Annotated in this window: 15 protein-coding genes; 7 read left to right on the forward strand and 8 right to left on the reverse strand. The window is 50.8% G+C overall.

The genetic code is table 11. The annotated features are described in order from the left end of the window. Position 1 precedes the first annotated feature (1 nt). The 3 genes from WCT94_RS15765 (at position 2) to kdsA (ending at position 2,144) form a co-directional block, all read left to right on the forward strand. Positions 2-403, forward strand: a complete 402-nt coding sequence (locus WCT94_RS15765) for a SirB2 family protein (protein ID WP_442955493.1) — start codon at positions 2-4, stop codon at positions 401-403. A 2-nt stretch (positions 404-405) separates the two neighbouring features. Continuing rightward, positions 406-1,215 (forward strand): invasion regulator SirB1, encoded by an 810-nt coding sequence (gene sirB1, locus WCT94_RS15770; RefSeq protein WP_319847789.1) that lies wholly within the window; start codon positions 406-408, stop codon positions 1,213-1,215. A 74-nt stretch (positions 1,216-1,289) separates the two neighbouring features. After that, a complete protein-coding gene (gene kdsA / locus WCT94_RS15775) occupies positions 1,290-2,144 on the forward strand; it encodes a 3-deoxy-8-phosphooctulonate synthase (RefSeq protein ID WP_180740953.1) in 855 nt (284 codons plus the stop codon). A gap of 105 nt (positions 2,145-2,249) precedes the next feature. On the opposite strand, the gene ydgH is transcribed toward kdsA, so the two are convergent. Then, a complete protein-coding gene (ydgH, locus tag WCT94_RS15780; RefSeq protein WP_336870301.1) occupies positions 2,250-3,203 on the reverse strand; it encodes a DUF1471 family protein YdgH in 954 nt (317 codons plus the stop codon). A 582-nt stretch (positions 3,204-3,785) separates the two neighbouring features. Between ydgH and pntA the strand changes: the two genes are divergently transcribed. After that, entirely contained in the window at positions 3,786-5,312 is a 1,527-nt protein-coding gene (pntA, locus tag WCT94_RS15785) for a Re/Si-specific NAD(P)(+) transhydrogenase subunit alpha (protein ID WP_336870302.1), read from the forward strand. 10 nt (positions 5,313-5,322) lie between these two features. Further along, positions 5,323-6,711: a Re/Si-specific NAD(P)(+) transhydrogenase subunit beta gene (pntB, locus tag WCT94_RS15790; protein ID WP_336870303.1), complete on the forward strand. Its 1,389-nt coding sequence runs from the start codon at positions 5,323-5,325 to the stop codon at positions 6,709-6,711. A gap of 133 nt (positions 6,712-6,844) precedes the next feature. Here the strand turns inward: pntB and uspE are convergent, their stop codons facing one another. The 3 genes from uspE to ogt form a co-directional block, all read right to left on the reverse strand. After that, positions 6,845-7,795 (reverse strand): universal stress protein UspE, encoded by a 951-nt coding sequence (uspE, locus tag WCT94_RS15795; protein WP_336870304.1) that lies wholly within the window; start codon positions 7,793-7,795, stop codon positions 6,845-6,847. Positions 7,796-7,985: 190 nt separating this feature from the next. After that, positions 7,986-8,732 (reverse strand): fumarate/nitrate reduction transcriptional regulator Fnr, encoded by a 747-nt coding sequence (fnr, locus tag WCT94_RS15800; RefSeq protein ID WP_010274971.1) that lies wholly within the window; start codon positions 8,730-8,732, stop codon positions 7,986-7,988. A gap of 268 nt (positions 8,733-9,000) precedes the next feature. Further along, positions 9,001-9,534 carry a methylated-DNA--[protein]-cysteine S-methyltransferase gene (gene ogt, locus WCT94_RS15805; protein ID WP_336870305.1) on the reverse strand — a complete coding sequence of 178 codons (534 nt, stop codon included), beginning with the start codon at positions 9,532-9,534 and terminating at the stop codon, positions 9,001-9,003. Positions 9,535-10,117: 583 nt separating this feature from the next. Here ogt and WCT94_RS15810 point away from each other — a divergent pair. Together WCT94_RS15810 and WCT94_RS15815 are read left to right on the forward strand one after the other, a co-directional pair. Continuing rightward, on the forward strand, positions 10,118-11,413 hold the full coding sequence (locus WCT94_RS15810; protein WP_336870306.1) for a Gfo/Idh/MocA family oxidoreductase: 1,296 nt from the start codon (positions 10,118-10,120) through the stop codon (positions 11,411-11,413). Positions 11,414-11,529: 116 nt separating this feature from the next. Then, the gene (locus WCT94_RS15815) at positions 11,530-12,849 is read left to right on the forward strand and encodes an ABC transporter substrate-binding protein (RefSeq protein ID WP_336870307.1); all 1,320 of its coding nucleotides are present in this window, start codon (positions 11,530-11,532) and stop codon (positions 12,847-12,849) included. Between the two features lie 67 nt (positions 12,850-12,916). On the opposite strand, the gene sodC is transcribed toward WCT94_RS15815, so the two are convergent. The 4 genes from sodC to WCT94_RS15835 are packed head-to-tail and all read right to left on the reverse strand — an operon-like array spanning position 12,917 to position 16,698. Then, positions 12,917-13,441: a superoxide dismutase [Cu-Zn] SodC gene (sodC, locus tag WCT94_RS15820; protein WP_336870308.1), complete on the reverse strand. Its 525-nt coding sequence runs from the start codon at positions 13,439-13,441 to the stop codon at positions 12,917-12,919. Between the two features lie 44 nt (positions 13,442-13,485). Continuing rightward, positions 13,486-14,715: a cyclopropane-fatty-acyl-phospholipid synthase family protein gene (locus WCT94_RS15825; protein ID WP_336870309.1), complete on the reverse strand. Its 1,230-nt coding sequence runs from the start codon at positions 14,713-14,715 to the stop codon at positions 13,486-13,488. Beyond that, positions 14,712-15,437, reverse strand: a complete 726-nt coding sequence (locus WCT94_RS15830; RefSeq protein WP_336870310.1) for a DUF1365 domain-containing protein — start codon at positions 15,435-15,437, stop codon at positions 14,712-14,714. The genes WCT94_RS15825 and WCT94_RS15830 overlap by 4 nt, the downstream gene beginning before the upstream one ends. Continuing rightward, positions 15,430-16,698 carry an NAD(P)/FAD-dependent oxidoreductase gene (locus WCT94_RS15835; protein ID WP_336870311.1) on the reverse strand — a complete coding sequence of 423 codons (1,269 nt, stop codon included), beginning with the start codon at positions 16,696-16,698 and terminating at the stop codon, positions 15,430-15,432. The genes WCT94_RS15830 and WCT94_RS15835 overlap by 8 nt, the downstream gene beginning before the upstream one ends. Position 16,699 lies beyond the last annotated feature (1 nt).

Consider the following 16,699-nt stretch of genomic DNA (forward strand, 5'->3'; position numbering starts at 1 on the left):
AATGGAAGTGATAACTCTTTACCCAGCCATGATATATCTGCATCTGGCAACGGTTGGCATCAGTATTTCCCTGTTTATTACTCGTTTTTTCTGGCTGTGCCGGCAATCAGCGTTACTGCAACAACGCTGGGTGAAAATCCTGCCGCATATTAACGATACCTTGTTATTAATCAGCGGTATTGGTTTAATCACGCTTAGCCACACTTATCCGTTTACTCCCGAGCAAAGCTGGCTGACGGAAAAACTGTTTGGCGTTATTATTTATATCCTTCTTGGCGCGGTCGCCTTGGGGAAACGCCCCCGTAGTCAGACTGTTCGCGGGCTGGCGTTTGTATCTGCTTTAATGTGCTTTGGTGTGGTCGTGCTTTTGGCACTGACTCAGTCACCGTTGCTGATGGAATAATTATGAGTGCTATTGCTGATTTTGAATTCAACCAGTCGCTGCTAAGTGATGGTGTCGTGTTGGTTTCACAGGCTATTCGCCGCGACTTTCCCGCTCAGGATGTGCGGCAAAATCTGCAACAGCTGGTTGAGAGCGCTCGAGCCGCTATTCCGGACGATCTCGAGCAAGATCTTCAGCTTGAAAAGCTGATTGAGCTGTTTTATCACACCTGGGGATTCGGCGGTGCGGGCGGCGTTTATCGCCTGTCTGATGCACTGTGGCTCGATCAGGTGCTTGAATCGCGTCAGGGCCTGCCCGTGTCACTTGGCGTCATCTTCCTGCACATCGCCAATGAGCTTGGTCTGCCGCTGATGCCAGTCATTTTCCCGACGCAGCTGATTCTACGAGCCGACTGGCTCGACGAAGAGATGTGGCTGATCAATCCACTAAACGGCGATACGCTGAGTGAGCATGTGCTGGAAGTCTGGCTGAAAGGTAACATCGGTCCATCAACCCGCCTGCTGGATGAAGATCTGGATGAAGCAGAGAATGTCCTGATCGTGCGTAAAATGCTCGACACGTTGAAAGTTGCACTGATGGAAGAAAAGCAGATGGAACTGGCGTTAAGAGCCAGCGAAGCGGTGCTGCAATTTGACCCAGACGATCCGTACGAAATTCGCGATCGCGGCCTGATTTATGCACAGCTGGATTGTGACCATATTGCGCTGTCCGACCTCAACTATTTCGTTGAACAGTGCCCGGAAGATCCAGTGAGTGAAATGATAAAAGTACAGATTCACTCGATAGAGCAGAAACAGATTGTCTTGCATTAAAAAAACAGTCTTACATTAAGAACCGTTTTGCAGTAATGCAGCGTTAATTTATTTCCCGACATGAAGGTAAAAGTATGACGAATAAAGTGGTCAAGATAGGGGATATCCCCGTCGCCAATAATCTGCCTTTTGTGCTGTTTGGCGGTATGAATGTTCTTGAATCACGCGATCTGGCGATGCGCATTTGTGAGCATTACGTCACGGTCACGCAGAAGTTGGGCATTCCTTACGTGTTCAAAGCGTCATTCGATAAGGCTAACCGCTCCTCGATTCACTCTTACCGTGGTCCTGGTCTGGAAGAAGGGATGAAGATCTTCCAGGAACTGAAACAGACCTTTGGCGTAAAAATTATCACTGACGTGCATGAAGCACACCAGGCGCAGCCTGTTGCCGATGTGGTTGATGTGATCCAGCTTCCTGCGTTTCTGGCACGTCAAACTGACCTGGTCGAAGCGATGGCGAAAACGGGTGCGGTAATCAACGTGAAAAAACCGCAGTTCGTCAGCCCGGGGCAAATGGGTAATATCGTCGATAAGTTCATCGAAGGCGGCAACGATCAGGTCATCCTGTGCGATCGCGGCAGCAACTTCGGTTACGACAATCTGGTTGTTGATATGCTCGGCTTCAACGTCATGAAGCAGGTTTCTAACGGTTCACCGGTGATTTTTGACGTTACGCATGCGCTACAGTGCCGCGACCCGTTTGGTGCCGCGTCCGGTGGCCGTCGTGGTCAGGTGACGGAACTGGCGCGCGCCGGTATGGCTGTTGGTCTGGCAGGGCTGTTCATTGAAGCTCACCCAGATCCCGCGAATGCAAAATGCGATGGCCCGTCTGCGCTGCCGCTGGATAAACTGGAGCCGTTCCTGCAACAGATCAAAGCGATTGACGATCTGGTGAAAAACTTCCCAGAACTGGATACCAGTAAGTAATCCTCTGCTTACAGCAAAATTGATTACTGACATAAAAAAACCCGCGATATCGCGGGTTTTTTGTTGATAACGTTTGTGGCTTTCTACAACGCTGCAAGCTCGTTGTTATTTATAGAGATCGGCGCTGATGGTCATGTTGTTGCCTTTGCCTTCCCACTGTCTGGTGATGTGGTAGTACTTGGCACCTTTCTCGCCCGCACGTTTAGCAACGGCTTCAGATATCTGTGTAATATTGGTGTAGCTACCACGGAACTGGATGGAGTCGAAAGGCACCATCTGTGCCGCCGTGGCATTGTTCAGTTCCTGAATCTGTGTGCCATCAGATAGCGTTACCGTGTAACGTCCACCTTTCGAGGATTGCGTTTCAAAGAAGTTGCCCACGCTGCGGCTAGGGCTATCCGAGTAAGCAACGCCTGGGATTTCTACTTTCGCTGCTTCTGCACCACCGGCAGCCAGTGCAGCGCGCCCCGCATCAGAATCGGCAGGGATCGCATCAGGTCTCTGAAGCTGGCGCTTTGGCGCATCGGCTTTATAGATAAATGCGGTTGCCCTTTGGTTCGCACTATTCGAGTTCACATCGATTTGGCGCACAATGTAGAACGAATCAGCATTTTTCTCTTTTGCTGCTTTCGCAATCGCATCGATCAGATCAGGCTGAGTGCTGAATAAACCGCTCACCGTGACGGTGTCATAAGGCTCCAGCAGGTAAGCCGCATCTTTCGGCAATTCTTTCACGCCGTAGATGGTGCGATATTGCACGTTCTGTTTCGCTTTAGGGGCATCTTTATGGTACAGATCGACAGTCACATTCCAGGATTCGCCTGAATTAGCATCCGTCATAGACTGAACATAAAACGACGCTGCACCCAACTTGTCTGCACGTGTTGAGGCCGCGGCAACCGCTTCATTGATCGCATTAAAACGCCCCTTGAACGTAATGCGTTCAAAAGGTTGCAGGGATTTTGCCTGCTCAGGTGTCAGTTCCTGTGCAGCCTGCGCTGAAAATGCCGAGAGTGATAACAATAACGTGGACGCAATAACAGTAGTCTTCAGCTTCATAAAAAATCCTTTCGCCTTCCTGCAACTCGAATTATTTAAGGTATAGCAATCAACCTGTAACGGAATAGGGCTGATTATCGCACGGAATAAATTCTTGTGCTTTAGCATTTTCAACGAGGCTGAAAAGCCGTAATGCTTCGGTGCGGAACAAGAAAAGTGCTAATAATAACGGTTAATGATTGTTTTGCCATCATAAGGGATATTTATGTGATTTATCACATTAACAACCTTGTAACACACCATTTTTGTGAAACAGCACCGAAAAATACTTCTGTAATAATGCTACAAAAGGCAGAGAAGAGCATGATTTTCGACCAAGAAAGGCTGGCATAACCTGTGATAACTCGGCTTTTCTGTGAAATTCATTTTATTTATGGATCATCGATCACATTTTCAGTACGTTATAAATGAGTTCGCCTACAGTGAGACGCCCCAAAAAAGCGTGTGGCAAGAAGATGATAAGACCCTCTTCCTACCGCGTGAATGCGGGGATACAGGGTGCAGCAGGTCTCGGCGAATTCGTATAACAGAGTAGGGTGAGAATAATAACCTTCGTTAAAAATAAGCGAAAAGGGTATCAGTATGCGTATTGGTGTACCAAGAGAGCGGTTGGCCAATGAAGCCCGTGTAGCAGCGACGCCGAAAACGGTTGAACAACTGCTGAAACTGGGTTTTACGGTCTCGATAGAACGTGAAGCGGGAAAACTGGCAAGTTTTGACGATGCGGCATATGAAGAAGCCGGCGCGTCGATTGTTGACAGTTCGGAAGTCTGGCAATCCGATATCGTCCTGAAGGTGAATGCGCCGCAGGATGATGAAATCGAACTGACCCGTGCGGGCAGTACGGTTGTCAGCTTTATCTGGCCAGCGCAAAATCCGGCACTGCTGGAAAAACTGGCGGCCCGTCAGGTGACGGTGATGGCGATGGATTCCGTGCCGCGTATTTCGCGCGCGCAGTCACTCGATGCGCTCAGCTCGATGGCCAACATTGCTGGTTATCGCGCCATCGTTGAAGCCGCCCACGAGTTTGGTCGCTTCTTTACTGGGCAAATTACCGCTGCGGGTAAAGTTCCACCTGCCAAAGTCATGATTATCGGTGCTGGTGTGGCTGGTTTGGCTGCGATCGGCGCTGCGGGTAGCTTAGGTGCTATCGTTCGTGCTTTTGATACCCGCCCTGAAGTAAAAGAGCAGGTTAAGAGCATGGGGGCCGAGTTCCTCGAACTCGATTTTGAAGAGGAAGCAGGCAGCGGTGACGGCTATGCTAAGGTCATGTCTGAAGCCTTTATCAAAGCCGAAATGGAACTGTTTGCTGCACAGGCGAAAGACGTCGACATTATCGTCACTACGGCACTGATTCCCGGAAAACCGGCACCACGCCTGATCACCAAAGACATGGTGCTGAGCATGAAGCCCGGCAGTGTGATTGTCGATTTAGCGGCGCAGACAGGCGGAAACTGCGAACTGACCGTGGCCGATCGCGTTACCGTGACGGAAAACGGCGTCAAAATTATCGGCTATACCGATTTACCCAGCCGTCTGCCGACGCAATCCTCACAGCTTTACGGCACGAACCTGGTTAACCTGCTGAAATTGCTCTGCAAAGAGAAAAACGGCGAAATCGATGTCGATTTTGACGATACCGTGATTCGCGGTGTGACCGTCATTAAAGAAGGTGAGATCACCTGGCCGGCACCGCCAATCCAGGTTTCAGCGCAGCCACAGCAGGCCAAACCTGCCGCAGTGGTGAAAGAAGAAGCCAAGCCGACGTCGCCGTGGAAGAAATACGCGTTCCTCGTGATCGCCATTCTGCTGTTTGGCTGGCTGGCCGATGTTGCACCGAAAGAGTTCCTGTCTCACTTTACCGTTTTTGCGCTGTCCTGTGTGGTGGGCTACTACGTTGTCTGGAATGTCAGCCACGCCTTGCACACGCCATTGATGTCAGTCACTAACGCAATATCAGGCATTATCGTTGTCGGAGCATTGTTGCAGATCGGTCACGGCGGATGGGTGTCGTTCTTCTCATTCATTGCCGTATTGATCGCCAGCATCAATATTTTCGGTGGTTTCACCGTGACTCAGCGCATGCTGAAAATGTTCCGTAAAAACTAAGGGGTAACACATGTCTGGTGGATTAGTAACTGCTGCATACATTGTTGCCGCAATTCTCTTTATTTTCAGTTTGGCGGGCTTGTCCAAGCACGAAACGTCGCAACAAGGGAACATCTTCGGTATCAGCGGGATGGCGCTTGCGCTAGTCGCAACGATTTTGGGGCCTGATTCTGGCAACGTTGGCTGGATCATCGTTGCCATGGCGATCGGTGGATCAATCGGTATTTATCTGGCACGTAAAGTTGAAATGACCGAAATGCCAGAACTGGTCGCTATCCTCCACAGTTTTGTGGGCTTGGCTGCGGTACTGGTTGGCTTTAACAGCTTCCTCGATCACGGTGAAATTACCGATCCGGTGATGGTCAATATCCATTTGACGGAAGTCTTCCTGGGGATCTTCATCGGTGCCGTGACCTTCACGGGCTCGGTTGTTGCTTTCGGCAAATTGCGCGGAAAAATCTCTTCCAAGCCGTTGATGCTGCCTCATCGCCACAAAATGAATCTGGCGGCGCTGGTTGTATCCTTCCTGCTGCTTCTGGTTTTCGTCAATACGGGCAGCGTAGCGCTGCAGGTACTGGCGCTGATTCTGATGACGGCGATTGCGCTGGTGTTTGGTTGGCATCTGGTTGCGTCGATTGGCGGTGCAGACATGCCGGTCGTCGTTTCTATGCTGAACTCCTATTCCGGTTGGGCGGCAGCGGCCGCAGGCTTCATGCTGAGCAATGACCTGCTGATCGTTACTGGTGCTCTGGTGGGTTCTTCGGGTGCCATTCTGTCTTACATCATGTGTAAAGCGATGAACCGCTCCTTCATCAGCGTTATTGCCGGCGGTTTTGGTACGGACGGCGTTTCTTCTGGTGAGAGTGAAGAGGTCGGTGAATACCGTGAGGCTTCAGCGGAAGACGTGGCTGATTTGCTCAAGAACTCAACCTCAGTCATCATCACTCCAGGATACGGTATGGCCGTCGCACAGGCTCAGTACCCTGTGCATGACATCACCGCAAAACTGCGCGCCCGTGGTATCAACGTTCGCTTTGGTATCCACCCGGTTGCGGGTCGTTTGCCTGGTCATATGAACGTGCTGTTGGCTGAAGCAAAAGTGCCTTACGACATCGTGTTGGAAATGGATGAAATTAATGATGATTTCACCGATACCGACACCGTACTGGTCATTGGCGCGAATGACACCGTTAACCCGGCAGCGCAGGAAGATCCGCATAGCCCAATCGCAGGCATGCCTGTGTTGGAAGTGTGGAAAGCGCAGAATGTTATCGTGTTCAAGCGTTCCATGAATACCGGCTACGCTGGCGTACAGAACCCACTGTTCTTTAAAGAGAACACACAGATGCTGTTTGGCGATGCCAAAGACAGCGTTGAGGCGATTCTGAAAGCGCTGTAAGCGTGGCAGGATGTATAAAACGAAAGGGGCGAATCATCGCCCCTTTTTTACGCCTTATCGTTTGTACGCCACAAAAATAATGCCAGCGCTGAGAGGCTGGCATTATGTGGCTCAAATAGAGTGAAACGTGGAATCAGCTGTTATCACCGTCTTCCAACGTAATCGGCGAAACGAAGTCATCGGGTTTAATTGCAAGCAGGTCACACTTCAAATGATCGATAACATGCTCGACGGTGTTGCCGATAAACGCAGCGGAAAGGCCGGTTCTGCCCAGTGACCCCAACACCACGACACCCGCCTGTAAATGCTCCGCCAGATCGGGAATCACTTCTTCAGGCAAGCCTTTTTCTACGTGCGTCACACGCTCATCCAGGCCGAATTTCTGCCGTAGTGACTTCATGGCAATAAGATGCTGCCCTCGAATCGCATCGTTATAGACGCTGGGATCGAAATCAGGCAGTTCAATAGCGATATTAATGGGGGTAACGGGGTAGGCACCGACCAGATGAACCTCGGTTTGGTCAACCTGCTGCGCCAGTTCAAGCGTTTCCGATACCAGTTTGATATTGAGTGGATCGTGATAAGGGTCTTCGCTGGCCAGATTGACGGCAACCAGCGCTCGGCCTTCGGTTGGCCAAGGCTGATCTTTTACCATCCACACGGGGCAAGGACATTTACGCAGTAACTGCCAGTCGGTAGGCGTAAAGATGACGGCCTCCAGCCGGTCGTGCTGATGCGCCATTTTCAACAACAGGTCGTGCTGGCCGGAAATCACTTCCCGAATGAGGGCTTCAAAGGGTTTATTGTGCCACACCACTTTGATTTCGATTGGAACGCCTGCTTCAAGGTAGTATCTGCACTGTTCCGCAATCCACTCCGTCCGCTGCTGGATAACGCCCTGACGCATTTCCACCCGTTCATCAGGGGAAAGCAGGGTTGTCATTTCATAAGAGAAATCATAAATCGGCAGAAATGCCTTGATGCGGCCGCCAAGTCGCTGAACCAGGTAAACCGCCCGACGCAGCGCTGGTTGGTCATCCTGATTTGGGTCAATAGCTACCAGTAAGTTCTGATACTTTGCCATAGCTCCTCCAAACAGCTGTTACTCCACAGCCTGTCAATCAAGAGTACCGCAATGGAATCGTTTTGGACAACAGAGATAAGCCGCAGAATAGCAAAATAGGAAATATCACGGATGGTGAGAGAAGAGGGAGGATCATCGACGCTGCCACAATAGAAAAAAGTGGCAACGTCAAATAGTTAGGCGGTAAAGATTATTTACGTGAGGAACCGGCTAATTCGGAAAGCGCATCAAGATTCTCGATCGTGATGTATTTTCCTTTTACTGCCAGCGTACCGCTTTTCTGGAAACGGCCTAACAGACGGCTGATGGTTTCAACGGTCAGCCCCAGATAGTTGCCGATATCACCACGCGTCATAGTCAGGCGGAACTCACGCGGCGAGAAGCCACGCTGAGCGAAACGACGGGAAAGGTTGTAGACAAATGCCGCCAGACGCTCTTCAGCATTCTTCTTCGACAGCAGCAGAATCATGTCCTGATCGCCACGGATTTCGCCGCTCATCAGGCGCATCATCTGCTGGCGCAGGTTAGGCATTTTCCCTGAGAGATCGTCCAGCGTCTCGAAAGGGATTTCGCAGACCATTGACGTTTCCAGCGCCTGAGCGAAGCTCGGATGCTGAGCCGTACCGATCGCATCAAAGCCCACCAAATCACCCGCCAGATGAAAACCAGTGATCTGCTCGTCGCCTTGCTCTGTGATGGTATAGCTTTTTATCGTACCGGAACGGATGGCATACAGCGATCTCAATTCATCGCCTGCTTTAAACAGCGCTTGCCCCTTCTGGATAGGCTTCTTCCTTTCGATGATGTTGTCGAGCTGATCGAGCTCGTGTTCATTCAGGGTGAAAGGGATGCACAGCTGACTGATACTGCAATCCTGACAGTGGATTGCACAACCGCCAGACTGGATGCGTCGGATAATTCGCTTTTCCGGGATCATAGGCTTTGCTCAGGCAATAATTGATATTGGTCAATTTTAACAGCTTTTATCGGCCGTGATAAGACCGGCAATCACTGGAATAGACCAATAAATAGTGAACTAACTATAATTTTTCGATTTTGCTGGAAAATATTCCGATATATAAGGTCTGCTCGGCGATAATATTTTTTCCATTACGTTACCGAACGGTTAACACATTGATTAATCCGAATCGCTTACGGCGATAAGCAATTCGGACGGACATTTTCACGCGTGGGAAGCGCAAGAATTATAACGCCAAACTATTCAGTGGAGGTAAATAGCCTTCGTGAGCTAACAGCCACTGTTTGCGGTGAATGCCGCCCGCATAGCCAGTCAGCGCACCGCCAGTACCGATGACGCGATGGCACGGAACTACGATGCTGACAGGGTTTGAGCCGTTTGCCATGCCGACTGCACGCGCTGCGCCGGTGCGACCCAGCAGCGTCGCGAGTTCGCCGTAGGTGGTAATTTCTCCACAGGGAATGCGACGTAATTCTTTCCAGACCTGTTGTTGAAATTCGGTCCCAACGGAAGCTACGGGCAGCGTATCAATAATCGCTAATTCACCCTCAAAATAGCGTTGCAGGCTCTCTGTCAGGCCTCCGGGATTATGACGCGGCTGTAACGAAAAGGGATCATTTCGATAACTGCGATTGAGCATGCGAAATAAATCGTCTTCATACTCGCGCCACTCGACTGCACGCAAATGATTATTTTCATCCGCAATAATCAATAACTCCCCAAGTGGAGTTGCCATGGTGTCCTGAAAAAAAGTCTGCATAGTGATTCCTTACGCGCTTATCGCTTTCTTGCTTCTCTCATTAGTTACGTGTCGATTATCCGGCATCCTCAGACGGATTGAAAATAAAATGCGAGGTATGTCACGCAGTGAGGTGAAAAAAGAGAAAACCATCACGATCGTGACCCCGTGTCACGGCCTGGCAGGAGAGAGGGGCTTTGAAGGTGCTGGCAGCGCCATTTCAGAGAGAATCCCCTTGGCGCATGAGCACTTAAGAGCGTCGATGCATATTTAACGTGAGAGGTGTGGGATAAACCGCATCTAACATTACCAATAAAATCAAACAGTAATATAGTAAATATTCAATTTGTATTTATGAGAGATGGAGCAGGCCAATCTTTATCCTACTGCCAGATAAACGCATCACATGGCAATAATATGAAGGTGAACGATGTGGGTATGTTCTATTTTTTTATGGCAAAGGCGTAAGAGTGTGGCTATGGCGAAAATCACTATACCAACCCCCTCAATCGGCATGTGTTTGCCAATTTGGCGAGGTTTTTCAGCGTCCCGATTTATGTACGAATAGCTATGTGCCCGACGTTATTTGGAGGAAATGCGCAGAATGAAAAAGAAATATGCCGTTGTGGGAACGGGGGGCCGCGCAGGCCTTTATTTGGAGTCAATTGCCAGGGATTATCAGGATCAGGGGGTGTTTGTTGCGTTTTGCGATACAAACCAGACGCGAATGAATTATGCCAACCAGATTGTCCATAAATATGGACACGATAATGTACCGACATATCGCGCTGAACAGTTCGCGCAGATGATCGCGGAAACCAAACCCGATGTGGTTATTGTGACTTCTCTGGATCGGACGCATCACTATTATATTATCCAGGCAATGGAATTAGGCTGTGATGTCATCAGTGAAAAACCGATGACGATCGATGAAGAAAAATGTCAGGCGATTATCGATGCGATTAACCGCACCGGCCGTAAATTACGCGTGACCTTTAATTACCGCTACGCACCACATCACAGTAAAGTTCGTGAGTTGATCGCCGCTGGGTTGATTGGCGAAGTGTATTCGGTTCATTTTGAATGGCTGTTGAATACTGAGCACGGGGCCGACTATTTCCGCCGTTGGCACCGTGACAAACGCAATAGTGGCGGGCTGTTGGTGCACAAATCCACGCACCATTTTGATCTGGTGAACTTCTGGCTGAATAGCGAACCGGAAACAGTCTATGCGCAAGGCGATTTACGTTTTTACGGTAAAGCGAATGCCGAATCACGTGGGGTCACAGAATTTTATTCGCGTTCCCATAATAGTGCCGCAGCAGAAAACGACCCGTTTGCGCTACATATGAACCAAAGCGAACAGCTCACGGCATTATATTTAGACGCCGAACATGAAGACGGTTATTTCCGCGATAAAAGCGTGTTTGATGACGGCATTAATATTGAAGATGTACTGGGTGTGGTGGTGCGTTATAAAAGCAAAGCCATCATGACGTACTCACTTAACGCGTATTTGCCCTGGGAAGGGCTGAACGTGGTGTTTAATGGCAGCAAGGGCCGGTTGGAAATGAAACTGGTGGAAAAATCTTACGTAAACGGAGGCGGACAAAAAGAGGATGAAGGTGCGCTGAATGAATGTGAAATAAAGATCTATCCGATGTTTGACGAGCCTTATGTCGTGCCGGTTGAATTTAAAGCTGGCGGGCACGGTGGTGGCGATCAGGTCATGTTAAACGATCTGTTTGGTACACCGGAACCGGATCCATTACATCGTGCAGCAGATTATCGTGATGGAGCGATGTCGATTCTAACCGGCATTGCAGCCAATCGATCATTACGCACCGAACTGCCAGTGAAAATAAGCGAACTGGCCGTTAACCTGAAAAGAGGGAATTAATCAGAGTCTCTGACCGGATATTTCGGGCAGTAAACGCTTCCGCATCCGTAGTACCTGTCTGTCTGCATACCGGCAGACAGGTGGAAACCTCCGAATACTATTATAAGGGTTTTATTATGGCGAAAACACGGAACACATTATCTCACCTACTCCTGCTCTGTGCTGCGCTTCCTTTCGGCGCAACATTTTCTCATTCTGCTGATGCTGCCGAGATCCGCATCTCCTGGTGGGGCGGTAACCAACGGCACGAAGCGACACTCGCGGCGATTAACGCGTTTCAAAAAGCCAACCCGACCATTACCGTCAAAGCCGAATACGCCGGCTGGGACGGTTACCTTTCCCGCCTGTCAACCCAGATGGCTGGCGGGCAGGAACCGGATGTTATCCGTATTGACTGGAACTGGCTGCCGCAGTTTTCCCGCAATGGCGACGGCTTTTATGATTTGAATAAGCAAAAAGAGATTCTGACGCTGGGAGATTTCCCGCCTAACTACCTGCAAACCTCGGATGTCAAAGGGAAGCTGCAAGGTCTCCCGATTTCGATGACGTCCCGCAGCATGATTTACAACAAAGCCACCTGGGACAACGCGGGCGTCGCCTACCCGAAAACCTGGGACGAACTGTTTGCCGCCGGCCCGGTGTTTAAACAGAAACTGGGCGACAATTATTACCCGCTTGGTGTGGCCCAAGGGGCAAGTGATGTGTTGGATATCCTCACGCTCGGCCGTAGCTACATGGCGCAGAAATACGGTATCGACCTCATCGATGAGAAGAAGCAGAGCATTGCCTATAGCCGCGATCAGGTACGGGAACTCTTCGGTTTTTATAAAAAGCTGGTTGATTCCCATGTGATACCCGATCAGCGCTATTTCTCCTCGTTTGGACGCACTAATGTCTATGAGATTCGTCCGTGGATTAACGGTGAGTTAGCCGGTATGTACCTGTGGGATTCGGCCATCTACACCTATTCCAGTAATATGCCGAAAGAGGTGGTGCTGGAAACCGGGCCATTCATCACAATGCCAAATGCCAAAGATTCAGGGCTGACGAGCAAACCGTCTTCGCTGTTTGCGATCAGCAAGAACAGTAAGCACCCTAAAGAAGCGGCAATGCTGATGAGCTTCATGCTGAGTAATCCGGAAGGCGTGAAAGCGCTTGGGCTACAAAACGGGATGCCCGCTAATCCGAAAGCACAAAAACTGCTGGAAGATATTGGCGTGATTAACCCCGGTAACCTGTTAGCAAATGCCTATCGCGCCGCGGCGGAGCAACCTGCCTCTAAGGTTCCTGTTTCACCGTTTATGGAAAATCAGGAGTTGGTTCAGCTGTGGACGACCAGTCTGCAAAAACTGGATTACGGTAACGGAGAAGTGAATAAGGTGGCCGATGACTTCCTCAACGGCGCTAACCGCATATTAAAACGCGCCATCCGCTAACCACCACTGTTAATGTGCGATGCCGTATCGCGAAAGATATGGCATCGCACGCTCTGGCCTCAGTATCTTACTTAATCACACCACATGCCATTCTGGCTCCGCCACCGCCCAGTTTTGCTGGCATATCAGCGTAGTTATCCCCGCCGGCGTGAACCATCAACGCGTGATTTTTCACCTCAGACAGCGATTTTATCCGAGGGGCTAACAGTGGATAGGTTGATGTGCCGTCTGCATTCACAACCAGACCGGGCAGATCGCCTAAATGTCCTTGGTCGTTATAAGGCCCAAGGTGTTTGCCGGTTTTTTTCGGATCGAGATGGCCGCCTGCCGCCAGTGCAGGAACCGATTTACCGTCCTGCTCGGCAGGTTCACAGCTGGCATTTTCATGCACGTGGAATCCGTGAATACCCGCTTCCAGTCCTTTCAGGTTCGGTGTGAAAAGTAGGCCGTACGGCGTTTCCGTAATGGAGATCTCACCGATACTGCTGCCAGCGCCCGTTGGCAGCGCTTCATTCAGCGTCACTGTGGTGCTGGCCGCGAAGGTGGAACAGGAAAAGAACACGCCTGTCAGGATAAGTGCCTTCAGTTTCATTGTCTTTTGCCTCTTAGGGTGTGAGTGTACGCGATGCCTTTTGCTCATGGCCTTTCCGCGGTGAGCTGTACCGTGCTAATGGTGCGGGCGCGAAAGCCCGCTTCGCAGTAGCAAAGGTAAAACACCCACAGGCGCTGGAAGGATTCATCAAAGCCTTGAGCATTCAGCGTATGCCACTGCTGATAAAAACGCTGTCGCCATTCGCTGAGAGTACGGGCATAGTCCTGACCGATATCAAACAGATCGCGGGTGATAAAGTCGGTATGCCGCGTCATGGTGGTCGTCATTGCCGTGATCGAGGGCAGAAAACCGCCGGGGAAAATGTAGCGTTGGATGAAATCGACATTACGGCAGTAATGGTTGTAGCGCTGATCGGCAATTGTGATCGCTTGCAGCACCATACGGCCTTGCGGACGCAGCAGTTGCTGACAGCGCTTGAAGAAGGTGGGTAAATAGGCTTTGCCAACCGCTTCGATCATTTCGACCGACACCAGCTTGTCATACTGACCGGTCAACGATCGGTAATCCTGTCGCAGCACCGTCACTTTATGGCTCAGATCGGCTTGCTGAATGCGCTCCAGCGCATAGTCATACTGCTGTTGCGACAGCGTGGTGGTAGTCACGCGACAGCCATATTCACGCGCGGCCAGTTCGGCTAATCCTCCCCAGCCGGTGCCAATTTCCAACAAATGATCTGTTTCACACAGCGCTAGCTGTTCACAGAGACGATGTAGTTTAGCGCGCTGTGCCTCTTCCAGCGTCATCTCGGGCTGCGGATACCAGGCGCTGGAGTAGAGCATTTCGCTATCGAGAAAGCTGCGGTAAAAGTGGTTTCCCAGATCGTAATGGGCGGCGATATTTTTCTGGGCCTGCTGCGGGCGGTTACGACGACACCAGTGGATAAACCGCTGAAATGGCCCCGTCAGCCAGCCAAAACGCGTTTCAAGCGTATCGACCAGCGCCTGATTTTGTGCCAGAAGCTGGAGAACGAGCGTGAGGTTGCTTGAACTCCAGTCGCCATCGATATAGCTTTCGCCGGCAGCGATACTTCCACCGAGTAGTACACGGCGATAAACACGGTGGTTATGTATCGTGATGTCACCTTGCAGCGCCGCGTGTTGATCCCCGAATAACGTTTCGTTGCCTTCTGGTTCGCGAAGGCGCAAACCTCCGCCTTCTATTTGACTAAGCAGAAGAAATACCACTTTTCTGGCCCGAGTATAGCGAGAGGTATTGCTCGGGTGACGCACCAGCTGTGTTTCCGTTGAACTCATGGGTTGTCCTTCTTTCCAGACTGCGGATGAGGGTAAACGGGCGAACGTTTAATCCACAGTTTCAAGGCCTGCCAATATATGGTGCAGGCGGTTTTCATCGTCATTAGCGGCAGAGACCAAAGCTGAGCCCGCAGGGCGGCACGAGTAAGCGGCTGTCGATGCAGCACCAGCGTTGCGTCAAACTCGCGTCCTTGTCTGTGGTTCTCAATGTGGATCCTCAAACGCGCGTCGGGCGGCGTGAGCCGCCAGTGATACACCATATCCATCGGGTTAAAAGGCGACACATGAAACGCTTTGGAAACCGGCGTAGAACCATCAGGGACGACGGCATAAGTATGACGTTCGTTCCAGGGCGTATTACGCACTTCTGCCAATAACCAGCGTAGTTCGTTATGCTCATCGTACAAATAATAGAAATTGACCGGATTAAAATAGCAGCCCAGATAGCGGAGTTGGCACAGCAGTAGCACCTTCCCCGTGAGACGCTCCCCAGTCAGTTCCGCAATCCGATCCTGTGCTTTGATTTTGATATCGCCACCGCCCAGATAATCGCCGCGATAAAATGACGCGGGGGAAAAGCGCTCCAGCGCAATGCCGACATGCGGCAAGGCGTTAATCTCATCTAAATCGATTAGCGTCATGAATAACGCATAGTCGAAACGGTGCGTGACGGGCGTGAAACGTCGATGGCGAACGTTGCCAACATAGAGTGCGCTATTCATGTTGCGCACTCTGATAGAGTCGGTTGACGACATCCAGCGCGCTTTTGACGCCATCTTCGTGAAAGCCGTTGTACCAATAGGCACCACAAAACCAACTGCGGTTGTGCCCATTAATACGTTCGCGCTGCTGCTGGTGCTCTGTTGTCTGCTGAGTAAACACCGGGTGATGATAAATCGCGCGATACAATATTTTATTCGGGTCGATATCCTGCTGAGGGTTCAGCGAGACACAGAATGTGGTCGATGAGCGAATACCTTGCAGGATGTTCATATTGTAGGTGACGGAGGCCCGTGCGCGGCTAAACGCCTGATCGACCGGCAGGCGGTAATTCCAACTCGCCCATGCCCGCCGGTTATGGGGCAGAAGCCGGGTGTCGGTATGCAGAATCACGTGGTTCGGCTGATAGGGCATGCCGCCGAGGATGCGTTGCTCATCGGGCGTACTCGTTGCCAGCAGTGCCAGCGCCTGATCGGAATGGCAGGCAAAAATCACCTGATCGAACCGATACGTCTGATCGGCGGTATGTACGCTAACACCTGCATCATCGCGCGTTACCTGACTGACGGGGGTCTGAGTGTGGATTATCGCCCGATCGTGGATACGTTCTGCGATACGCCGTACATATTCCCGTGAACCGCCAGGTACCACCATCCACTGAGGACGGTTGACCAAATCCAGTAGCCCATGATGGTTAAAGAAGGTCAGGAAAAGCGACAGAGGAAAATGCCGCATATCCTCAAGCGACGACGACCAGATCGCCGCGCCCATCGGCAAAAGATAGTGTTGGGCAAAGAATGGCGAGAACTTTTCCTGCTGCAATAAATGGCTTAGCGTCAGCCCCTGATAATCGCCGTTGGCAAGATACTGCTTGCAGACACGGTTAAAACGCACAATTTCCGCAACGAAACGATAGAAACTGAGGCGGAATAGGTTGCTGCGTTGGGCGAACAGCGTGTTTACCGTATGGCCGTTATATTCCAGACCCGAAACCGGATTACTGACTGAAAAGCTCATTTCTGTCGGCTGACCGGTTAACCCCAATTCATCCAGCAGCGCAATAAAATGGGGGTAGGTCCGTTCGTTATAGACAATAAATCCCGTATCGATGGCGTAGGTCACGCCATCCTGAACCACATCGACCGTTGCCGTGTGGCCACCCAGATAATCGTTCGCCTCAAACACCGACACCTGAAAGCGATCGGATAACCGGAGTGCGCAGGTTAAGCCTGAAATACCGCTACCGATGATGGCAATCTTCATA

It is taken from the genome of Pectobacterium sp. 1950-15 (genome assembly GCF_037136835.1).
GTDB lineage: Bacteria > Pseudomonadota > Gammaproteobacteria > Enterobacterales > Enterobacteriaceae > Pectobacterium.